Below are 19700 nucleotides of genomic sequence, written 5' to 3' on the forward strand. Positions count from 1 at the left end.
ATTTATATCTAAATGATGCTACGGCTAGACAAATTTTTAGCTTTTTATTGTCTTTATTGTTTCTTATGCAATCAAAAAAGTTGCTAATAGTTTTATCAATTTATTTAAACGAGCTTAACAAAAAATCGTGTTTTAAGAAGCTAAATTTACTACGCTCTTACGTCGTGGTCGATCTTGCACTGAAGGGCTTCATGAACAAGTGTTTTTGCCATGACGCGCTCCTCGCTTATAAGGTGGAAATTTGCACCTAGCTCGCCAAAGATATCTTTGTTGCCCTCGCCATTTGCCTTGATGATCGTTTGGATATTTGCTCCGTAGTCTTTGATCTTTTGCGCGATCAGCTCAACTCTTTGCTCGTTATTTACAGTTATGATGACAGCGGCTGCGTCGTCTAGGCAGGCATTTTCAAGGGTGTTGCTTTGAAGCACGTTTCCTAAAAATACATTTTCCCCGCGGCTCCTACCAAGCTCAACTAGGCTGATGTCGTTATCAAGCACGATGTATAAAAGCTTTGTCTCTTTTAGCCTTAAAACGACCTCTTGACCGAGCCTATCATAGCCAAAGACTACGATGTGATTTTTTAGTTTTTGTGGCTTTAAAGTCTCGTTTGACTCAACTACCACCTCACGCTCTACAAGATCAGCTAAAGCGTCAAGCTTTTTAAGTATAAAAGGTGTTGCAAACATCGATATAACAGAGGCTGCGATGAAAATTTGAGCAGTTTGGACATCAAGTAAATTTCTAGTAGTCATCAGCCCAAAGACAGCCAGTGCAAATTCGCCGATCTGACAGACGCTAAGTGCGGTTTTAGCAGCGACCCTGCGTTTTAAGTAGATATTTAAAACGGCAAAAACGACGATGGCTTTTACGACCATTATGCTAAAGACTAGACCTAAAACTAGCCAGATGTTTGAGAGTACGACTACAAAATTTATCTGCATGCCAACTGTTATGAAAAATAGTCCAAGAAGCAGATCTCTAAAAGGTATGAGATCGACCTCGATCTGGTGCTTATACTGCGTCTCTGCCATCATCATGCCAGCTAAAAATGCGCCGAGTGAGTATGAAAAGCCAAAGAAGTGAGCTAGCGTGCTGGCGCCAACTACTAAAAAGAGGATCGTAGCTATAAATACCTCTTGAGAGTTTGTCTGAACGACTTTGTAAAATATCCAGTTTATGACGTATTTGCCGAGCAAAAATAGCACAACGATAAGGATAACCGCGCTTGTAAATGTCTTTAGTAAAAGCTCATTTATCGAGGCATCTTGCGAGCTAAACATATCTATCATAAGCAAAATAGGGATGACGGCGATATCTTGAAATAGTAAAATTCCAAGCGCCTTTCTACCATAAATTTTACTTACATCGCCATTGTCATTTAGCGTTTTTAGCACGATCGCAGTTGAAGATAGAGCAAAGGCAAGACCAGCGATAAGCGCTGTCTCGTCCTTTAGATGAAGCGCGTAGTAAAGCATCACGCCCATCACAAAGCCACTTAAGCAAACTTGCAGGCCGCCATTTAGAAAGACCTCTTTTTTCATGCTCATCAGGTGCTTAAAGCTAAACTCAAGTCCGATCGTAAACATCAAAAATGCGATACCAAACTCAGCTATATGAGAAATTTCATCGTTGCTTTTTAGGTTGAAAAACTCAGATATAAGCGTGCCAGTTACGATGTAGCCGATGATAGTTGGTATCTGAAATTTCTTAAAAATGACATTTAGCGCGACTGAGATCGCAGCGACAAGCAAGAAGCCTTCTAAAATTTGTTCCATAAATTATTTTTTGCCTTCGTAAAATACAAGATCAAAACTACTTTTTCTCTTTACTAGCGATCTTTTGGTGCTAGTTTGACTGGTAGCTTCGTGTAATTTTTTATTTAAATCATCAATAGTTGCTTCTAAATCGTCAATTTTCTCTTTTAACTGAAGTATCACATCAACACCTGCTAAATTTACACCAAGCTCACGGGTTAAATTTAGTATTGTTTTGACGCGATCAACGTCTTTTTGTGAGTAGAGCCTCATCTTGCCATCTGTTCTTGATGGTTCAACTAGCCCCTCTCTTTCGTACTGCCTTAAAGTTTGTGGATGTATGCTTAAAACCTTTGCTACAACGCTTATTAAAAAAAGTGGTTCTTCATAATTTTGCATTTTTTACTCCGGTAGTTTTTCTTTTAGCTCTTTTACTAAGCCCTCGTCAAGCTCACTGATATTTGGAAGTTTTACCCTGGCCTTTAAGTAAAGATCGCCATAAATTCCGCTCTTTCTGTTTTGCACGCCGTATCCTTTTAGACGGATCTTCGTGCCTGTTTTTGAGTTCTCAGCGATTTTGATGGTTACATCTTTTTTATATGTATGCACATTTATCTTACCGCCAAAGAGCATAGTTTTTAGTGGAATTTCTACATCTTTATAAAGATCATCTCCAACTCTTTCATACTCGTCGCTTGGCTCAACGCTAATGGCAAGTATAAGATCGCCAGTTTGACCACCAGCACTCTTGCCTTTGCCTTTTATGCGAAGTTTTTCGCCGCCTTCTATGCCGCTTGGGATCTTTATCTTGATGCTTTCGCCATTAAAATTTATCTTGTGTTCGCCGCCAGTTACAGCCACGTCAAATGGTATAGAAATTTTAGCATTTACATCTAGATCAGCTCCTCCAAAGCCAAATCCGCCACCACCAAAGCCTTCAAAGCCTTCAAATCCTTCAAATCCTTCAAAACCTCCACCAAAACCACCGCTAAATTTAGCGCCGCCCCCGCCAAAGCCGCCTGAGAAGATATTTTTCAAGATATCGTTTAGATCGCCCATATCGGCTGAGCCTCTGGCAAAGTCGTGGAAATTTTGACCGCCAAACATATTATCGCCGTATTGATCATACTGGGCACGTTTTTTCTCGTCACTTAAAATTTCATAAGCAGCGTTTATCTCTTTAAATTTATCCTCTGCTCCAGGGTCTTTGTTGATGTCTGGGTGGTACTTTCTAGCAAGTTTTCTATAGGCTTTTTTTATCTCGTCGCTTGATGCGCCTTTTGAAACTCCTAAAGTTTCATATAAGCTTTCGCTCATATATTCTCCTTATGTTTTTTGACACGGATTATATCACAAAACTTTAGTCTATGCAAGTCAAGTTTATTTTTATTTACAAAGGAGAAAAAAGCGTTAAGATTTTATTTTTAAGCTCTATTTATAATTTCAAGACATTTTCAATTTAAAGGAAAAAAATGAAAAAATTTATGCTAATTTCATTAGCAGCGGTTTCTTTGCTAATGGGAGCTGATATTAAATTTAACGAAGCAAACCAAGATGTAACTAGAGTTTCGCCGTTAAGTGATAAAAATAGTGTGCTCTCATACTATGACTCTATCGCTCAGGCAAAACTTTCAGTTGTAAATATCTCGACTACAAAAACAGTAAGCAACGCTGGCATCGAGCAGATGTTTAATGACCCGTTTTTTAATGAATTTTTTGGATTTAACTTTGCAAAACCAAAAGAGAAAGAAAAAACAACCTCTCTTGGCTCTGGCGTCATCATCTCAAATGACGGCTACATCGTTACAAACAACCACGTCATCGAAGATAGCGACCAGATCGTTGTGACATTGGCAAAGGGTGGCAAGGAGTATAAAGCGAAGCTAATCGGCAGCGATCCAAAAACCGATCTAGCCGTTATAAAGATAGAGGCAAATGGGCTAAATGTGATCACATTTGCCGACTCATCAAAGCTGCTTGATGCGGACGTAGTCTTTGCTATAGGCAATCCTTTTGGCGTAGGCGAGAGCATCACTCAAGGCATCGTCTCAGGGCTAAACAAAGATGATATCGGACTTAATCAATATGAAAATTTCATCCAAACAGACGCCTCTATAAACCCTGGCAACTCAGGTGGTGCTTTGGTTGATAGCAGAGGCTATTTAGTCGGTATAAACTCAGCCATACTTTCAAAAAGTGGTGGCAACAACGGCATAGGCTTTGCGATCCCATCAAATATGGTAAAAGATATTGCTAAAAAGCTGATAACTGACGGCAAGATCGAGCGTGGATTTATCGGCGTAACGATAGCAAATTTAACCGATGAGCAAAAAGAGCTTTACACAAATAAAGAAGGTGCGCTAATAAGTGGCGTAGAGCAGGGCATGCCAGCAGATGAAGCAGGGCTAAAAAGAGGCGACTTGGTTATTTCAGCAAACGGCAAAGCTATCAAAAACGCAAATGATCTTAAAAATTTCATCGGCTCATTAACTCCAAATAGCAGCGTTGATATAACTTACGAGCGATCAAATAAAATCATGAATACAAAAATCAAGCTTGTAAATATGGATCACAACGCAAAAGATGCGACAAAAAGCGTCATCATCGATGGTCTTAGCGTAAGTAATCTAAGCGATGAGATAAGATTTAAGTATAAGATCAGCCCAGACACTCAAGGCGTGCTTGTAACTGACGTAAAATCTGGCTCAAAGGCTGAAGAGTTTGGCTTTGAAAGAGGTGATGTGATCGTTCAAGTTGGCGAAGAGAGCATAAAAGATCTTCAAACATTTGCAAGCACAGTTAAAAATGCAAAAGGCAAAAAGACGCTAGTGTGGATAAACCGCGGTGGCATCATGCAAGGCCTTGTTATAAAATAACCACTTAAGAGCTGAAATTTCAGCTCTTAACTCTTTTAAATTTTTAAAATCTTAATCTGCTATAATCCTTAAAAATAAATTTACAACAGGAAAGATCATGACTAGAATTTTAATGATAGAAGATGATATGGAGCTTGCTGAAATTTTAACTGAATACCTAGAAAACTATGACATAAAAGTGACGACGGCTGAGGAGCCATATATCGGACTATCTACTTTAAACACAAGCGAATTTGACCTAGTTATCCTTGATCTTACGCTCCCTGGCATGGACGGACTAGAGGTGTGCAAAGAGATAAGAAAAAAGCACAACATCCCTATAATCATCTCAAGCGCAAGGCACGATATAACTGACAAAGTAAATGCCCTAGATAACGGCGCGGATGACTATCTACCAAAGCCTTATGACCCACAAGAGCTTCTTGCTCGTATAAAAAGCCATCTAAGAAGGCAGAGCATAGCTCCTGCAAATGAGGCAAGAAATTTAAACAAAGACTTGGTTTTAAAAGAATTTGAAAGGGAAATTTTATTTAAAGGCAGCGTGCTAAATTTAACCGCAGCGGAGTATGACATATTAAAATATCTGCTTCAAAAAGAGGGCGGAGCGGTTACTAGAGAGGAGCTCATCTACAACTGCGAGAGCATAAATGAAGATAGCTCAAACAAAAGTATCGACGTCATCATCGGCAGAATTCGCCAAAAACTAAATGAAAATCCAAAAGAGCCAAAATACATCCACGCTATCCGCGGCATCGGCTACAAGTTGGTCCTTTGATGCCACGATCTTCTATATTTATCACGATAACGTTTATCTTTGGGCTCGCGCTCGTTTCGATATTTCTAGCCTTTTTGTGGCTCATGGGTTTTGATAAACAAAACTACACAAGAGAGCTAAATAACAAATACTCAAACGTCGCTAGGACAAATTTGCTTTACATGGGTGGCATCATAAACAAAGCTCAGTATGACCGTCAGCTCTCAAACATCGACATGCCAGAGATCACAGCTAAAAATGAAAAAGAAGAAATTTTAAAAAATGCAGCCGTTTTAGAAGAAATTTCAAGCGATCTAGGATCAAGTGCGATCTTGCTTTATGATAAGCATCACTACCTAAAGATCGAGCATTTAGACGAGCTAAAGCTTTTGATGGATAAAGAATTTCAGCCTTACAGATACGAGGTGATAAAGGCCGTGTTTTTGGTAGTTGCGGTCATTTTGCTGGCCGCTTATATCTTTGTCATCTATAAGATAAAGCCGCTTAGAAAGCTAAAGCGTCAGATCGTAAAATTTGCAAATGGCGAGCTTGACGGCGTGCAAAATGTCGGCAACGGTAAGGATGAAATTTCTGAAGTTTCAGAGGCATTTTATGAGGCTGTTTGTCAGATCAAAGCACTAAATGACTCAAGGCATCTTTTCTTAAGAAATATCATGCACGAGCTAAAAACGCCTATCACAAAGGGGCTGATCGCTGCTCAAATGATAGAAAAAAGCAAAAATCAAGAGAGGCTAATCTCCGTCTTTCACAAGCTTGAAAATTTGATAAACGAGCTTGCAGCGATCGAGCAGATCACTTCAAAGATAGGACTTACAAACAAAACGCCTTGCCTTATGAGAGATCTCATCGATGAGGCTATCGATATAGCGATGGTTGAAAAGGAGCATGTTGGCATCAGTGAGCTTGATGAGGTTAGGGTGATGGTTGATTTTAAGCTATTTTCGGTCGCTATAAAAAATATGATAGATAATGGTATAAAGTATTCAATCGATAAGCACGTAAATATTATGGTTAGCAAAGATCATATGAAATTTATAACTCAAGGCGAGAAGCTAAAAAATGACCTTGACTTTTACATCCAGCCATTTATCAAAGGCGAGGATGCGCAAAAGAGCTTTGGTCTAGGTTTATATATAGTTAGCAACATCCTTGAGGCTCATGGACTAAAATTTGGTTATGAATACAAAAATGGAATGAATGTCTTTATTTTTGAAAATTTACAAGATATAATAGCGGCGTAAAATCAAAACCGCAAAAAAAAGGAGTGTAAAAATGGCGGCAAAAATCTTCTCGGCAGTTGATATTTTATCAATAATCGATCTTGAGATAGCTTTTATAAAGCGATACAAAAACGTAAAGGACTATGCGAAAAATTTATCTTTGATATATTTTTCTTTACCAAACAGCAAAGAGTACGGCGAAATTTTTGAAAAAATCCTAAGACAAACTGACGTCGTTATAAGAGAAAATGAACACTACGTAGTCGTGCTTCACGGCACAAACGAGAGAGGCGCTAGCGAGCTACTAACTGGCATACAAGAGTTTTTAAACGCTGAGCCGATCGATCTAGTAGTTACCTATCCAAAAGATGGAAAAGACGCAAAAGAGCTTACTATAAAACTTCAAGATGAGATAAAAGACAACTACGGCGTCTTGCTTGAGATGCTTGTAAATCAAGATAAATTCGAAGTTTTTGAAGACATCGTTTGAGATAAATTTAATAAAATAATTTATTAGAAAATCCAATAAAAAGCAGGTGGTGTGTTGGCACTATCTGCACCTCAATGTTATATTAGCTAAGAGGATTTTTGTTTAAACCTATTCTCTCTTAGCAAAGAAGCAAACATTTAAATTTGATTAGATTGCCTGCAAATTTTAGAATTTCATTCACCCCCAAGAATTACCTACTAAAATTACTTGATCATGAAATTTTAAAATTTGCCTGACTTTCTATTACACAAACCGCATGCAGTGCGAAGCACTAAAGCATGCACATCTAACGTGCGAGGGGTTTAGGGGGATCAAAAGGGGGATAAGGGGACGGCTTTGCTTTGCAAGCTCGCAACTGCAAGCAGACCGTAACTCGAGTCTCCTTGTCTCCCTTTTGAATAAAAAAACTGACAAATTTAATCAAGCTGTCTTTTTAAATTTTAAAATTCCGCTCACTCGCAAGAATTGACTACTGATTTTAGGTCTCGCAAAGCTTGCCACTAAAATCAGAGCCGAAATTACTCGTTCATGAAATTTTAAAATTTGTCAGAGTTTCATATATGCAAAATTACATACTAAAATTTGACTTCACTAACTGCTTAGCTCAAATTTGGAGCCAAAACAAATCCGTTCAGTCTCGTTTTATTTTGCTTTTTATAAAATCACCAAAACACTAGCAAAATGGGAGGCAAAAATGCTTGATAGTATTATTTTTGTGGTCTTAGTATATTTCGCAACATTCTTATTTGTGTTTTTTATACTCGCCTTTTTTGCCTTTTGGTATATAAGCGTGCCGCTACTTGTCATCTACATCGTTATAAAATTTATAAGGCATGCAAAAGAGTGCGAGAGGATATACGGCAAGCTTGAGTAAATTTTAAATTTCTAGCCCAAAATGAGCTAGAAATTTGTTTATTCTAAGGCTTGAGCTAGATCAGCTATCAGATCCTCGGCGTTTTCAAGACCTATGCTAACTCTTATCAGCTCTTTTGTGATGCCAGCTTTGATGAGCTCTTCGCTGCTTAGCTGCTGGTGAGTTGTCGAGGCTGGGTGTGTGATGAGCGACTTTGTATCGCCGATATTTACCACGATCTTAAAGAGTTTTACGCGCTCTAGCATCCTTTTTGCACGCTCAAAGCTATCAGTCTCAAAGCAAAAAAGCCCATTTGCCATGCCATCTTTAAAGTATTTTTGTGCCTTTGCATGATCTACGTTGTCGGCAAGCCCTGGATAAGCCACGCTTTTTATATGTTTGTGAGAGTTTAGAAATTTAGCCACTTTTAGCGCGTTTTGCGAGTGTCTTTCAACCCTAACAGCGAGCGTTTCAAGCCCTTGTATGAGCTGCCAAGAGTTAAACGGAGATATCACAGCGCCGATGTCGCGCACGATGGCAAGCCTCATTCTTAGCGTGTAGATGTCAAAACGATCCGTCATATCAGCATATAAGATGTCGTGATAGCTCGCATCTGGCACGTTAAAGTGCTCATATCTCTTGTTGCCTTTTAGTTTTTCGTTTAGGTGGTTTGCGCTTACAACCACACCTGCTAGGCTAAGGCCCTGACCGCTCATATATTTGCTCGCACTATGCACGCAAACATCGACGCCGTGGCGAAGTGGCTGAAAGATGATAGGCGTTGGCACGGTGTTATCGGTGATGCTGATGATGCCATATTTGTTTGCGATTTCTACGATTTTTTCGATATTTGGGATAGAAATTTGCGGATTTGAAAGCGTTTCAAAAAATATAGCCCTAGTTTTTTCGTCTATCAAAGCCTCTAGATCATCAGCAGTGTCGCTGTCAAAGACTCTGGCCTCTATGCCAAATCTTTTCAGCGTATGCGTAAAAAGCACCGTCGTGCCGCCATAAATTTTCTTAGCGATGATGATATTATCGCTTGCTTGGGCTAAATTTATGATGCTGTAAAACAAAGCTGACTGACCGCTTGCAGTCGCTATCGCAGCGGCTCCGCCCTCAAGTGCGGCGACCCTTTTTTCAAAGATATCTGTCGTTGGGTTGCTAAGTCTTGTGTAGATGTAGCCACTATCTTTTAGATCAAACCTAGCAGCCGCAACCTCGGCACTTCCAAAGTCATAAGCTGTGCTTTGAAAAATAGGCACAGCCATCGTGCCAAAGCCCTCGTTTGTATCGTAGCCTACGTGGATCGCAGCGGTTTCTTGCCTCATTTTTGCTCCTTGTTTAAGTAATTTTGGCGTAAATTATACATTAGCAAAGCCAAAATTTAGGGGATAAAATCAAATTTTGATATAATTTGCCAAAAAAAAGGAAAAATTTGAACCAAGTCACGGACAAATTTAAGCGTGTAAAATATCTTCGTGCGCTAGAAAAATTTGCAAAATCAGCGATAAACGGGCTAAAAAGAGATGACTTTGACGAGGCTGAATTTCGCCAAAGAGTCGAGAAAAACGCGAAAGTCATCGAAAAAGTCGAAGCTGTTTATCTTGATCAGCCATACTCAAAGGCGCTAGAAAATTTTATAAATTTGCTTATCAAAAATGCCTCAAAAGAGGAGCTTTTAAAGGCGGCAAATCTACTTGATAAGCTAAAAAATCAAAAGACATATAAGAAAGAAAAACATAAAAACAAATTTAAGGATGAGGATTGAAAGTAGTTATTTTTGATATGGATGGCACGGTGATCGATAGCGGCGAGGCGATATATAAAACGGTAAATGAAGTAAGAGATGAGCTAAATTTGCCGCCACTTGAAAAAGAATTTATCATAAAAGCGATCAACGAGCCAGGTAGAAATTTGGCCCTTGAGTTTTACGGCATCGACACGCCAAGCAGGAGCTTAAAAGAGGGTTTTGAAGAGAAATTTAAGAAATTTTACGATGAGTGTGCGACTACCTATGATGGTGTAAAAGAACTTTTGCAAAAGTGCAAAGAGGCTAAATTTAAGGTCGTTTTGGCAAGCAACGCACCGCACGATACGCTAGAGAAAATTTTAAAGAAAGATGAAATTTTTGAGCTATTTGACGAGGTTATAGGCGCTAGCAAGGAGATACCGCAAAAGCCAGATCCTGCGATGCTTCACCTAGCTGTTAGTAAAACTGGAGCCGATAAAGCGATCTTTATAGGAGATAGCCTAAAAGACGAGCTAGCCGCCAAAAATGCAAATATACCTTACGTGCAAGTTTGCTGGGGATTTGGCGAGGAGAGCAAAACTGCCACGTATAACGCCAAAAATGTTGGCGAGGCGTGGGAGATAATATTAAATTTTTAACTTAGTTTTAATTGGCTATAATCTTAAGAAATTTTCAAAGAAACAGCGATGATAGATATATTTGAGGGCAGTGCGAGGGATAAATTTTATGACATTTTGTTTAACGCAAATGCCGTTTTAGTTAAAAATGAGATAGATAAAATTTTTGAGAAATTTGTGGCTATGAGTGAGCTTTGCGAAAAACATGGCGTTGGCGAAGATGAGATTAGAAATTTTATGGCCTTAGAGCAAGATAAAGTTTATAACGGAGTAAATGACCTATATATCGAGCTTAGCGGAGAAATTTTAAGCCAAAATGAGTAGAATTTTTGCGCTCATTGCTTTGCTAGCCGCTCTTGTCTTTGCAAAAGAGCCAAATTTTGACCCAAATTCGGTGCATACATTTGAGCTTAAAAAAGATGAGTGGGCGAGGGTCTTTATAACCGAGAAAAAAACTCAAAGAGTTGAGACGTTTGACTTTCGCTGGACGCTGTTTGATAGTACAAATATCACTGTGCAAAGCTTTTTTAGGCGCTATCCAAGGCAGATGGTCTTTTCGCTAAGACAAGGACAAAACACCTACATGCAGCGAGTTTTGCCTGATTTTATGATGCCGCCAAACGAGAGTGTGAGCCTTTATATATCGTTTGTTGATTTTAAGGATAAAAAGGCGCATTTTAGGGTGGCGCTGCTAGATGAGAGCAAGCGTGTGGATGTGGGTTTTCGAGATCCGCACGAGGATAAATAGAAGGATAAAAATGGATAAAATCGATGAAATAATGAGCAAATTTATAAGCGAGCTTGGCTACAAAGAGGCGTTTGAGATGTTTTTAAAGATAAGCTCAGGCAAGAAGCTACGCTCAAAACTTCTTTTAAAGATCGCAGGCGAGAGTGAAATTTCTCTTAAGCTTTGCGCTATCATCGAGCTCATCCACCTTGCAAGCTTGCTACACGATGACGTCATAGACGAGGCAAATATAAGACGCGGCAAGCCAAGCATAAACGCACTTTTTGGCAGTAAAAACTCAGTCATGCTAGGCGACATCCTCTACTCAAAGGCTTATTTCGAGCTTACAAAATTTGATCCAAGCATCGCAGCTGTCATCTCAGATGCGGTCAGCAAACTAAGTATCGGTGAGATGATGGATGTGAAAATGGCTGAAAATTTTAACGAAAATGAGCAAGAATATTTAAAAATGATCTACTATAAAACAGCTGTTTTGATAGAGGCCACGGCTATTTGTGGGGCAAAGCTAGCTGGCAAAGATAGTGAGAAATTTGGTCTTTATGGCAAAAATTTAGGTCTCGCATTTCAGATCGTTGATGATATCTTAGACATAACTCAAGATGAAAAAACGCTTGGCAAACCAGCACTTAACGACTTTGTCGAGGGCAAAACGACACTTCCTTACATATATCTTTATAAGAGCCTGGACGAGGCTGGCAGGGCAAAGCTTAGATCGCTTTGGGCAAAGAAATTAAACGCGGACGAAATTTCGTGGCTAAAAGAAAATTTTGATAAAACTAGCTCACTTAGCAAGGCTGTAAGCGAGGCAAAAAGGCTTGGAGCTGAAGCAATAGAAGCGATAAAAGAGTATAAAAACGCCGAGCTTGAAGGGATCATAAAAAGCATGATAGATAGGGAATTTTGATGCACTATTTAGATATAAGTTTTACATATAAAAACACTGATATTTCAGTCAGAGAAAAGCTTGCATTTGATAGTGACGATAAAAAAGAGCAAATTTTAAAGCTGATAAACTCAAACAAAAACATAAAAGAGAGCATGGTGCTAAACACCTGCAACCGCGTCGAGATCATAGCAAGCGTGGAGGATGTAAAGGCCGCTACTGCTCATATCATCAGGTGTATGTCGATATTTTCAGGCGTTTTTGAAGATGAGCTTTATGAGAGGGCGGATATCTACGAAAACAGCGGTGCCGCACACCACCTATTTGCTGTGGCAAGCTCGCTTGATAGCCTAGTCGTTGGCGAAACGCAGATCGTTGGCCAGCTAAAAAATGCCTTTAAATTTGCCTATGATAACAACTCATGTGGCGAAGATATCAGCAAGATCATCCACTACGCATGTAAGTGCGCTGCCAAGGTTAGAAACGAAACTCAAATTTCTAAAAACCCGATCTCAGTTTCAAGCGTCGCCGTGGCAAAGGCAAAAGAAATTTTTGGCACGCTTGAGGGTAAAACTGCTATCGTCGTGGGCGCTGGTGAGATGGGCGAGCTAGCAGCAAAGCACCTCATATCAAGCGGCGCAGAAGTGATCATCATAAACAGAAGCTCTGAGCGCGTCGAGCAGCTAGTTGATAGCCTAGGAGATAACGCGAGCTGGGATAGTATTTTGAAATTAAAAGAGTATGTAAATAACTACGATCTCATCTTTTCAAGCACCGCAGCCCCGCACGCTATCATCACAGGCGAGATCATCGAACCAAGAGAATTTCACAGATACTTTTTTGATATCGCCGTGCCAAGAGATATCGATCTTTTAAATACAGAGCTTATCAGCGTCTATACGGTCGATAGCTTGGAGGAGATCGTGCGTAAAAATTTAGCCCTAAGAGAGGAGCAGGCGCAAAAGGCTTACTCGATCGTCGGTCAAGATACGAGCGAGTTTTTAAAGACTTTAAAAGAAGATATGAGCGTGCCTCTTATAAAATCTATCCGCAAACAGGCTGAAATTTGCGCTAAAAATGAGCTAGAAAAGGCGATGAAAAAGGGCTATTTAAAGCATAGCGATTACGACGAAGCGCAAAAGCTCATTCACCAAGTCTTTAAAGCATTTTTACACCAGCCAACTATGAAGCTAAAAGGGCTTGCAGACGAGGAGAGAGCGAGCGAGCTTTCAAACGGAGTTAAATTTTTATTTGACATAAAAGATGAACAAAATTTTCAAGCAGGAGATATAGATGAAATTTAGTAAATTTTACGCCCCAACGACCAAAGAAGCACCAAAAGATGCATCTTTACCAAGTCATCAGTTTTTGATAAGAGGCGGCTTTGTCGAGCAGATCGGCTCTGGGCTTTATAACTATCTGCCGCTTGGAAAGATCATGCATGATAAAATTTCATGCGTGGTGAAAGAGGAGATGAACGAGGCTGGCGCGCTAGAGGTGAGCTTTAGCGTGGTCACTTCAGGCGAGCTTTGGAAGCAAAGTGGTCGCTACAATGTCTTTGGCAAGGAGCTTTTGCGCTTTAAAGATAGAAAGGATAATGACTTTGTCATAAGTCCGACAAACGAAGAGGCAGCCGTTGCTTTGGTGCGTGGTAAGGTGACCAGCTACAAGCAGCTACCGCTAAATTTATACCAGATAAACACCAAATTTCGTGACGAGGCAAGACCACGCTTTGGTTTGCTAAGAGGTCGCGAATTTACGATGAAAGACGGTTATAGCTTTCACTCTAGCAAAGAGGATCTAAAGCGTGAGTTTGACCTTATGGAGGCAACTTATAGTAAGATTTTTACCCGTTTGGGGCTAAATTTTAGAGCTGTTGAGGCTGATAGCGGAGCCATTGGCGGTAGCGGCAGTAAAGAGTTTATGGTGCTTGCAAGTAACGGCGAGGACGACATACTTTGCTGTGAGGCTTGCAGATACGCTGCAAACGTTGAGGCTGCAAGACGCAAACCAAGAGTTAGCGAGGCTGAAGCACCAGAGGCGGACGCAGCTAAATTTCTAACGCCAAATGCAAAAACGATAAAAGATGTGGCGGAGTTTTTCAAAGTTAGCGAGTTTTACTGCATAAAAGCTGTTATGAAAAAGGCGATCTACGAGGACAAAGAAGAGGTCGTGGTCTTTTTCGTAAGGGGCGATGACGAGCTTCAAGAGACAAAGGCGCAAAATGCTTGTAAGGCGCTAGAGCTTGTCGATGCTAGCGAGGCCGACGTGGCAAAGGCTGGGCTTGTGGCTGGATTTTGTGGGCCAGTTGGGCTAAAGGATGTTAAATTTTTCATAGATAACGAGTTAAGGGGCGCAAGCAACATGATATGTGGCGCAAATGAAAAAGACTATCACTTTGTTGGCGTTAGTGTTAGCGGATTTAACGAAGAGAGATTTAAAGACCTTGTAAAGGTAAAAGAGGGCGATAAATGCCCAGTTTGCGGCGGAAATTTAAAACTTAGCAAAGGAATAGAAGTCGGTCATATATTTCAGCTAGGCGATAAATATTCAGCTGCGATGAACGCGACATATCTTGATGAAAACGGCAAGGCAAAGCCATTTTTGATGGGCTGCTACGGCATCGGCATTAGTAGGTTGATTGCTGTAATGATAGAGGCTAGCCACGATGAGAAGGGCTGCATCTGGAAAAAAGAGTGTGCGCCGTTTGATGTGGAGATCATCATCTCAAATTTAAAAGATGAAGCAGGTGTGAAATTTGCATTTGAGCTTTATGAGAGCCTTAAAAAAGCTGGCGTTAGCGTCATCATCGACGATAGAAACGAGAGATTTGGCGTTAAGATGAATGACTTTGAGCTTATAGGCTTTCCTTATGCGCTGCTAGTGGGTAAAGAATTTGCAAATGGCAAGGTTGAGTTTATCACAAGAGATGGGCTAAGCAAAGAGGCGATCGGCGCAGACGAGGCCTTTAGAAAGATAAAAGAAAGCTTATGAGATTTTTTGCATTTTTGTTTTTTTTGATAGAAGCGGTATTTATCTATCTTTTTGTAGATAAATTTGGCTTTTTGAACTACTTTCTTGAGGTGCTGGTTTCTGGATTTGTTGGCATCGCACTTCTTTTTAATGCTGGATTTTCTAGTTTAAATTCGCCTCAAGTGGCGTTTAAGAGCTTTCTTGGTGGAAATTTATTTAGTCAGCTAGGGCTTAGTTTTGGCGGAGCGCTGCTCTTTTTACCAGGAATTTTAACGGATATTTTTGGTATCGCCGTTGTCATTTTTTCTTTAGTATTTAAGAAAAATGCAGCGAAAAATGAGAGTTATCAGGAGTTTAAATTTCAAAATTTTAGCGAGCAAAGTACCAAAAAAGATGATGGCGAGATCATCGACGTTGAGGTCATCGAAGAACCAAAAAGAGTAAATTAGGAGAGGTGATGAAAGAGATAAAAATAGCAACTAGAAAGAGCATCTTAGCACTTTGGCAAAGCGAGCATATCAAGGCTAGGATCGAGGCGCAGCACAAGGGTGTGAAGGTCGTGCTTGAGGGCATGAAGACAAAAGGCGACGTGATACTTGACACGCCACTTGCAAAGATCGGAGGCAAGGGGCTTTTCACAAAAGAGCTTGAAGATAGCATGCTAAAAGGTGAGACTGATATCGCCGTGCATAGCCTAAAAGACGTGCCAGTAGTCTTTCCAGAAGGGCTTAAACTAGCTGCCATTTGCTCACGTGAGGATACAAGAGATGCGATGATAAGTGAGAAATTTGCTAAATTTAGCGACCTACCGCACGGCGCGAAAGTTGGCACAACGAGCCTGCGCCGTAAGATGCAGCTACTTATCATGAGGCCTGATCTTGAGATCATCTCACTTCGAGGAAACGTGCAAACTAGACTTAGAAAGCTAAAAGAGGGCGAATTTGACGCGATCATTTTGGCGATGGCTGGCATAAACCGCCTAAATATCAAGGCTGAAGTGGCGCATATCTACACATTTGGCTTTGACGAGATGATACCTGCGATGGGTCAGGGCGCTCTTGGTGTCGAGGCTAGAGATGAGAAGCAAATTTTAGATGAGATCTCTTTTTTAAATGATGAAAATGCAGTCATAGAAACGACCATAGAGCGTGACTTTGTAAGCGTTTTGGAGGGTGGCTGCCAAGTGCCAATAGGCATAAGCGCAAGGCTAAAAGGCGATGAAATTTCTATCGATGCGATCGTTGGCCTGCCTGATGGAAGCGAGTTTATAAAAGATAGCTTAAAGAGTAGCAAAGATAAATTTCAAAGCATCGGCAAAGAGCTAGCTCATGAATTTATAGAAAAAGGGGCGAAAGAGCTTTTAAAGCGCGCTGAAGAGATGGCGTAAGCGTGTTTGAGATAAATTTTAAAGCAAAAGCCATAAGCGCCACCAAAAATAGCAAAGACAACTACTATATGATCGGTCTTGCAGACGACAAATATGACTACAAAAACTACATAATCTTTCAAAGACCGATCAAACTAAAAAAGGACGATGACGAAAACGCCGAGATAAACGGCCTATATGCCGAGTGTAATGGCGATGTTTGTTATAACGCCTGCAAGCGGGTGGCGATCTCTGAAAAAACTATCATTTTTGAGATACAAGATAGTCTCATTTGCGTAGATACCGAGGATGTTAAGCTTAATGAGCACTTTATGAGATATAGCAAAGAGATATTTGGCGAGCTGCTAGAGTGTAGCGTACCAAAATAATTTGTTTAAATTTAGAGATAAAAAGACGAAATTTTCTAAAATTTGCCGCCGTTTCAGGAGACGTGACGCTACCTAGCGTGCTAAATGCTGCAAGCCAAAACGCGGATAAGATATCGAGAAATAAAGCCGCGATTTAAAAGCGCCTTTTAAATTTGACCAAGCGTCAAAACCGTAGTCGGACTAAATTTTTATATTAAAATCCTTTGCGATCTTTGTTTTTAAGTCCGCACCGATCTTTTTAAACATAGCGTTCATTTTGGCATTTTTGTCCATAAATTTCTCTATTTGCAAATTTGCCTTGTCGCTGTTTTCTTTTATCATCTCGCGAGCTTTTTTCTCCGCGCTATCTTTCGTAAATTGTGCAAGCGCGGTAAATGATTTTACGAGAGTTTCTTTGATCTCATCTTTGGTCTGTGCACTAAAAAGCTCACCTATGATCTGCCCCAAATATGGCTCTATCTCGCTAAAAATGGCGGAATTTTGCTTCGCATTTTGCACCTGTTCGCTCACATGCTCGCCAAATATGCACTCGCTGCAAAAATGCTCGCAGTTGTTGATGAGTAGGTTGTATTTTTGCTCGCCTATGCGCTCTTTAGCCCGAAGCGCCACCTCCTGACCGCTAAATGGCGCATTTGCATACTCTTTTATCTGCCAAGTATCGCCGCTAGCAAACTCCTCGAGGCTAGTCATCTCTACCTTTGCGATGTTGCGTTTATCTAGCGGCACGACGTTGCTTAAGATCTCCTCAAAACAGCTTTTTTCAAGCACGATCCCACGCGCCAAGCCGTTATAATGCACGACCTTATCATCTCCGACGTAGATGCCGTGATGCTCGTAAAGCTTTACGCCAAGCACACTTCTGTCTACGAAGATGTGATCGCCTATTTTTGGTAAATTTTGCATATCTATCTCTATAAAATTTATTAAAAATCGTAATAAAACGACAAATTTAGCCCAAATTTGCTAAATTTAACTTTATTAAAATTTGGATAACTAAGTATAAATTTATAAGGAAAAATATGGACTACATCAAGCTTTTAAAAGATAATGGCCTACTTAGGGTGATCGATGAGCCAGTGGATATCGACCTAGAGATCGCGCACGCTAGCTACATCGAGGTCAAGCGCGAGGGCTCGCAAGCACTACTTTTTACAAACCCAGTCTGCAAAAAAACTGGGCGTAAATTTGCCCCAGTACTTACAAATATCTACGGCTCAAAAAGGGCGCTTGAGCTGATATTTGGCGTGCAGCCTGATGAGATTGCAGCTGAGATAGAGAAGCTTTTAAAGCCCAAAAAACCTGAGAATTTCAAAGAAAAGCTTGACTTTTTAGCCTATCTTTTTAGCATGAGAAAGATTTTTACCAAAAGGCTAAAGGGCGAGGGCGAGTGCCAGCAGGTCAAATTTATAGGCGAGCAGGCTGATCTTTTGAGCTTACCTGCGCTAAAGACTTGGCCACATGACGGAGGTGCTTTTATCACGATGGGGCAGGTCTATACGCAAAGTCTTGATGGCGCGCTGCAAAATTTAGGCATGTACAGACTGCAAATTTATGATAAAAATCGCCTTGGCATGCACTGGCAGATCCACAAAGACGGCGCAAATTTCTTTCACGAGTACAAGCGCGCAGGCCGTAAGATGCCAGTCTCTGTGGCGATCGGCGGCGATCCACTCTATATCTGGTGCGGCCAAGCGCCACTGCCAAAGGGCGTCTTTGAGCTGCTACTTTACGGCTTCATCCGCAAAGAGCCAGCCAAGCTCGTAAAGTCGCTCACTAATGAAATTTACGTCCCGCACGACGCCGACTACGTGATAGAGGGCTTTGTGGATACTGCTAAGAGTGAGCTTGAGGGGCCATTTGGCGATCACACTGGCTTTTACACGCCAGTTGAGCCATTTCCAGTGATGAAGGTCACGGCGATAACGAGCAAGCAAGACCCCGTATTTCACGCGACCGTGGTTGGTAAGCCGCCGCTTGAGGATAAGTATATGGGCTGGGCGACTGAGCGCATTTTCTTGCCGCTTTTGCGCACGACCGTGCCAGAGTTACTAGACTACAATATGCCTGAAAATGGCGTATTTCACAACCTTATCCTAGCCAAGATCAACGCCCTTTATCCAGCGCACGCAAAGCAGGCGATGCACGCGTTTTGGGGAGTTGGGCAGATGAGCTTTGTAAAGCATGCGATCTTTGTGGGTAGCGATGCACCAGAGCTAGCAGAATACGACAAATTTGCGGACTTTGTGCTTGATAGATTTGGCAGCGAAAGTGTACTGATAAGCCAAGGTGTGTGCGACCAGCTCGATCATGCCAGCCCAAACTCGTGCTTTGGTGGTAAGCTAGGCATCGATGCGACGCAGGACTTTTGTAAATTTGCCCCTACGATTTTAAGCGATGATGAGCTTTTGGCTAAATTTCAAAGCCTTGCGCCAAATGTTAAGGAGCTTAGGCAGTTTAAAAAGCAGAGTAAAACGCCTATTTGTGTGATTAAATTTGAAAAAGAAAGCCCTGTAAAAGAGCTATTTTCTAAGCTTTTGGTATTTAGGGAGTTTTTCAAGCTTCTAGTCGTCGTGGATATGCAAAACTACCTAGAAAACCCATATATGCTGCTTTGGCGTGTGACAAATAATATAGATGCTTTGCGTGATATCTACATAGATGGCGAAAATTTCTGCGTGGATGCGACGAGCAAGAGTGAACTAGAGGGATATACTCGCGGCTGGCCTATGCAAACTGACTGTGAGCGTGAAGTAGTGGTTGAGCTTGTGAAGCGTGGCGTGGTAAAAGATGAGCCAGAGCTGTTTCATAAATTTGAGATATTTGGGTAGGTTGTTTTAAATTTACCCAGCCTTTTGCTAGGTCAAATTTGCTTTAAATTTTAAATAGATCGGTTTTTGCACTTACAAATAGCTTAGTTTAAGGCTATTTTACATCACAGCATAAATTTTCTAGTTAAATTTTTCTATTTTTCTGGTTGGCTTGAAAACTACCAAAATTTACACC

General features: G+C 40.8%; 21 protein-coding genes. 16 read left to right on the plus strand and 5 right to left on the minus strand.

Annotation, left to right across the window (positions count from 1 at the left end):
• Positions 1 to 149: 149 nt before the first annotated feature.
• The 3 genes from CYP84_RS04010 to CYP84_RS04020 are packed head-to-tail and all read right to left on the minus strand — an operon-like array spanning position 150 to position 3071.
• Positions 150 to 1775: a cation:proton antiporter gene (locus CYP84_RS04010; RefSeq protein WP_103636762.1), complete on the minus strand. Its 1626-nt coding sequence runs from the start codon at positions 1773 to 1775 to the stop codon at positions 150 to 152.
• 3 nt (positions 1776 to 1778) lie between these two features.
• The gene (locus tag CYP84_RS04015; RefSeq protein ID WP_002940240.1) at positions 1779 to 2153 is read right to left on the minus strand and encodes a heat shock protein transcriptional repressor HspR; all 375 of its coding nucleotides are present in this window, start codon (positions 2151 to 2153) and stop codon (positions 1779 to 1781) included.
• A 3-nt stretch (positions 2154 to 2156) separates the two neighbouring features.
• Positions 2157 to 3071 carry a DnaJ C-terminal domain-containing protein gene (locus CYP84_RS04020; RefSeq protein WP_103636763.1) on the minus strand — a complete coding sequence of 305 codons (915 nt, stop codon included), beginning with the start codon at positions 3069 to 3071 and terminating at the stop codon, positions 2157 to 2159.
• A 155-nt stretch (positions 3072 to 3226) separates the two neighbouring features.
• On the opposite strand from CYP84_RS04020, the gene CYP84_RS04025 reads away from it, so the two are divergent.
• From CYP84_RS04025 to CYP84_RS04045, 5 genes are all read left to right on the plus strand, one after another.
• Complete coding sequence (locus CYP84_RS04025; protein WP_103636764.1) at positions 3227 to 4630, plus strand: Do family serine endopeptidase; 1404 nt, start codon at positions 3227 to 3229, stop codon at positions 4628 to 4630.
• 97 nt (positions 4631 to 4727) lie between these two features.
• Positions 4728 to 5405 carry a response regulator transcription factor gene (locus tag CYP84_RS04030; RefSeq protein WP_002940190.1) on the plus strand — a complete coding sequence of 226 codons (678 nt, stop codon included), beginning with the start codon at positions 4728 to 4730 and terminating at the stop codon, positions 5403 to 5405.
• Positions 5405 to 6646, plus strand: coding sequence for an ArsS family sensor histidine kinase (locus CYP84_RS04035; RefSeq protein ID WP_103607061.1), 1242 nt, complete (start codon positions 5405 to 5407; stop codon positions 6644 to 6646). Before CYP84_RS04030 ends, CYP84_RS04035 begins: the two co-directional genes overlap by 1 nt.
• A 31-nt stretch (positions 6647 to 6677) precedes the next feature.
• Positions 6678 to 7115 carry a pyridoxal-5'-phosphate-dependent protein gene (locus CYP84_RS04040; protein WP_103559061.1) on the plus strand — a complete coding sequence of 146 codons (438 nt, stop codon included), beginning with the start codon at positions 6678 to 6680 and terminating at the stop codon, positions 7113 to 7115.
• A 694-nt stretch (positions 7116 to 7809) separates the two neighbouring features.
• A complete protein-coding gene (locus CYP84_RS04045) occupies positions 7810 to 7989 on the plus strand; it encodes a transformation system protein (protein WP_103636774.1) in 180 nt (59 codons plus the stop codon).
• 38 nt (positions 7990 to 8027) lie between these two features.
• On the opposite strand, the gene CYP84_RS04050 is transcribed toward CYP84_RS04045, so the two are convergent.
• Positions 8028 to 9299, minus strand: coding sequence for an O-acetylhomoserine aminocarboxypropyltransferase/cysteine synthase family protein (locus CYP84_RS04050; protein WP_103636765.1), 1272 nt, complete (start codon positions 9297 to 9299; stop codon positions 8028 to 8030).
• A 107-nt stretch (positions 9300 to 9406) separates the two neighbouring features.
• On the opposite strand from CYP84_RS04050, the gene CYP84_RS04055 reads away from it, so the two are divergent.
• The 10 genes from CYP84_RS04055 to CYP84_RS04100 are packed head-to-tail and all read left to right on the plus strand — an operon-like array spanning position 9407 to position 16697.
• A complete protein-coding gene (locus CYP84_RS04055) occupies positions 9407 to 9739 on the plus strand; it encodes a hypothetical protein (RefSeq protein ID WP_103569461.1) in 333 nt (110 codons plus the stop codon).
• The gene (locus CYP84_RS04060) at positions 9736 to 10359 is read left to right on the plus strand and encodes an HAD family hydrolase (RefSeq protein ID WP_103636766.1); all 624 of its coding nucleotides are present in this window, start codon (positions 9736 to 9738) and stop codon (positions 10357 to 10359) included. Before CYP84_RS04055 ends, CYP84_RS04060 begins: the two co-directional genes overlap by 4 nt.
• A 48-nt stretch (positions 10360 to 10407) precedes the next feature.
• Positions 10408 to 10662 (plus strand): DUF2018 family protein, encoded by a 255-nt coding sequence (locus CYP84_RS04065; RefSeq protein ID WP_103636767.1) that lies wholly within the window; start codon positions 10408 to 10410, stop codon positions 10660 to 10662.
• The gene (locus tag CYP84_RS04070) at positions 10655 to 11086 is read left to right on the plus strand and encodes a hypothetical protein (protein WP_103636768.1); all 432 of its coding nucleotides are present in this window, start codon (positions 10655 to 10657) and stop codon (positions 11084 to 11086) included. Before CYP84_RS04065 ends, CYP84_RS04070 begins: the two co-directional genes overlap by 8 nt.
• Positions 11087 to 11096: 10 nt before the next feature.
• On the plus strand, positions 11097 to 11990 hold the full coding sequence (locus CYP84_RS04075) for a polyprenyl synthetase family protein (RefSeq protein WP_103636769.1): 894 nt from the start codon (positions 11097 to 11099) through the stop codon (positions 11988 to 11990).
• Positions 11990 to 13273, plus strand: a complete 1284-nt coding sequence (hemA, locus tag CYP84_RS04080; protein ID WP_002940193.1) for a glutamyl-tRNA reductase — start codon at positions 11990 to 11992, stop codon at positions 13271 to 13273. The genes CYP84_RS04075 and hemA overlap by 1 nt, the downstream gene beginning before the upstream one ends.
• Positions 13263 to 14963, plus strand: coding sequence for a proline--tRNA ligase (locus CYP84_RS04085; RefSeq protein ID WP_103636770.1), 1701 nt, complete (start codon positions 13263 to 13265; stop codon positions 14961 to 14963). The genes hemA and CYP84_RS04085 overlap by 11 nt, the downstream gene beginning before the upstream one ends.
• Complete coding sequence (locus tag CYP84_RS04090) at positions 14960 to 15391, plus strand: FxsA family protein (RefSeq protein WP_103636771.1); 432 nt, start codon at positions 14960 to 14962, stop codon at positions 15389 to 15391. The genes CYP84_RS04085 and CYP84_RS04090 overlap by 4 nt, the downstream gene beginning before the upstream one ends.
• Positions 15392 to 15399: 8 nt before the next feature.
• Positions 15400 to 16329: a hydroxymethylbilane synthase gene (gene hemC / locus CYP84_RS04095; protein WP_103636772.1), complete on the plus strand. Its 930-nt coding sequence runs from the start codon at positions 15400 to 15402 to the stop codon at positions 16327 to 16329.
• Between the two features lie 2 nt (positions 16330 to 16331).
• Positions 16332 to 16697 carry an Imm10 family immunity protein gene (locus tag CYP84_RS04100; protein ID WP_021085510.1) on the plus strand — a complete coding sequence of 122 codons (366 nt, stop codon included), beginning with the start codon at positions 16332 to 16334 and terminating at the stop codon, positions 16695 to 16697.
• Between the two features lie 180 nt (positions 16698 to 16877).
• On the opposite strand, the gene CYP84_RS04105 is transcribed toward CYP84_RS04100, so the two are convergent.
• Entirely contained in the window at positions 16878 to 17600 is a 723-nt protein-coding gene (locus tag CYP84_RS04105) for a lecithin retinol acyltransferase family protein (RefSeq protein WP_021085578.1), read from the minus strand.
• Positions 17601 to 17716: 116 nt separating this feature from the next.
• Here CYP84_RS04105 and CYP84_RS04110 point away from each other — a divergent pair, with 116 nt between their 5' ends.
• Positions 17717 to 19525, plus strand: a complete 1809-nt coding sequence (locus CYP84_RS04110) for a menaquinone biosynthesis decarboxylase (RefSeq protein ID WP_103636773.1) — start codon at positions 17717 to 17719, stop codon at positions 19523 to 19525.
• The last annotated feature ends 175 nt before the right edge of the window (positions 19526 to 19700 follow it).

It is taken from the genome of Campylobacter concisus, assembly GCF_002912425.1.
GTDB classification, from domain to species: domain Bacteria; phylum Campylobacterota; class Campylobacteria; order Campylobacterales; family Campylobacteraceae; genus Campylobacter_A; species Campylobacter_A concisus_AH.

Excerpts from the sequence above, each read along its gene's own strand:
- CYP84_RS04010 (WP_103636762.1), bottom strand. The coding sequence starts at position 1,775 with ATGGAACAAATTTTAGAAGGCTTCTTGCTTGTCGCTGCGATCTCAGTC.
- CYP84_RS04015 (WP_002940240.1), bottom strand. The coding sequence starts at position 2,153 with ATGCAAAATTATGAAGAACCACTTTTTTTAATAAGCGTTGTAGCAAAG.
- CYP84_RS04020 (WP_103636763.1), bottom strand. The coding sequence starts at position 3,071 with ATGAGCGAAAGCTTATATGAAACTTTAGGAGTTTCAAAAGGCGCATCA.
- CYP84_RS04025 (WP_103636764.1), top strand. The coding sequence starts at position 3,227 with ATGAAAAAATTTATGCTAATTTCATTAGCAGCGGTTTCTTTGCTAATG.
- CYP84_RS04030 (WP_002940190.1), top strand. The coding sequence starts at position 4,728 with ATGACTAGAATTTTAATGATAGAAGATGATATGGAGCTTGCTGAAATT.
- CYP84_RS04035 (WP_103607061.1), top strand. The coding sequence starts at position 5,405 with ATGCCACGATCTTCTATATTTATCACGATAACGTTTATCTTTGGGCTC.
- CYP84_RS04040 (WP_103559061.1), top strand. The coding sequence starts at position 6,678 with ATGGCGGCAAAAATCTTCTCGGCAGTTGATATTTTATCAATAATCGAT.
- CYP84_RS04045 (WP_103636774.1), top strand. The coding sequence starts at position 7,810 with ATGCTTGATAGTATTATTTTTGTGGTCTTAGTATATTTCGCAACATTC.
- CYP84_RS04050 (WP_103636765.1), bottom strand. The coding sequence starts at position 9,299 with ATGAGGCAAGAAACCGCTGCGATCCACGTAGGCTACGATACAAACGAG.
- CYP84_RS04065 (WP_103636767.1), top strand. The coding sequence starts at position 10,408 with ATGATAGATATATTTGAGGGCAGTGCGAGGGATAAATTTTATGACATT.
- CYP84_RS04070 (WP_103636768.1), top strand. The coding sequence starts at position 10,655 with ATGAGTAGAATTTTTGCGCTCATTGCTTTGCTAGCCGCTCTTGTCTTT.
- CYP84_RS04075 (WP_103636769.1), top strand. The coding sequence starts at position 11,097 with ATGGATAAAATCGATGAAATAATGAGCAAATTTATAAGCGAGCTTGGC.
- hemA (WP_002940193.1), top strand. The coding sequence starts at position 11,990 with ATGCACTATTTAGATATAAGTTTTACATATAAAAACACTGATATTTCA.
- CYP84_RS04085 (WP_103636770.1), top strand. The coding sequence starts at position 13,263 with ATGAAATTTAGTAAATTTTACGCCCCAACGACCAAAGAAGCACCAAAA.
- CYP84_RS04090 (WP_103636771.1), top strand. The coding sequence starts at position 14,960 with ATGAGATTTTTTGCATTTTTGTTTTTTTTGATAGAAGCGGTATTTATC.
- hemC (WP_103636772.1), top strand. The coding sequence starts at position 15,400 with ATGAAAGAGATAAAAATAGCAACTAGAAAGAGCATCTTAGCACTTTGG.
- CYP84_RS04105 (WP_021085578.1), bottom strand. The coding sequence starts at position 17,600 with ATGCAAAATTTACCAAAAATAGGCGATCACATCTTCGTAGACAGAAGT.
- CYP84_RS04110 (WP_103636773.1), top strand. The coding sequence starts at position 17,717 with ATGGACTACATCAAGCTTTTAAAAGATAATGGCCTACTTAGGGTGATC.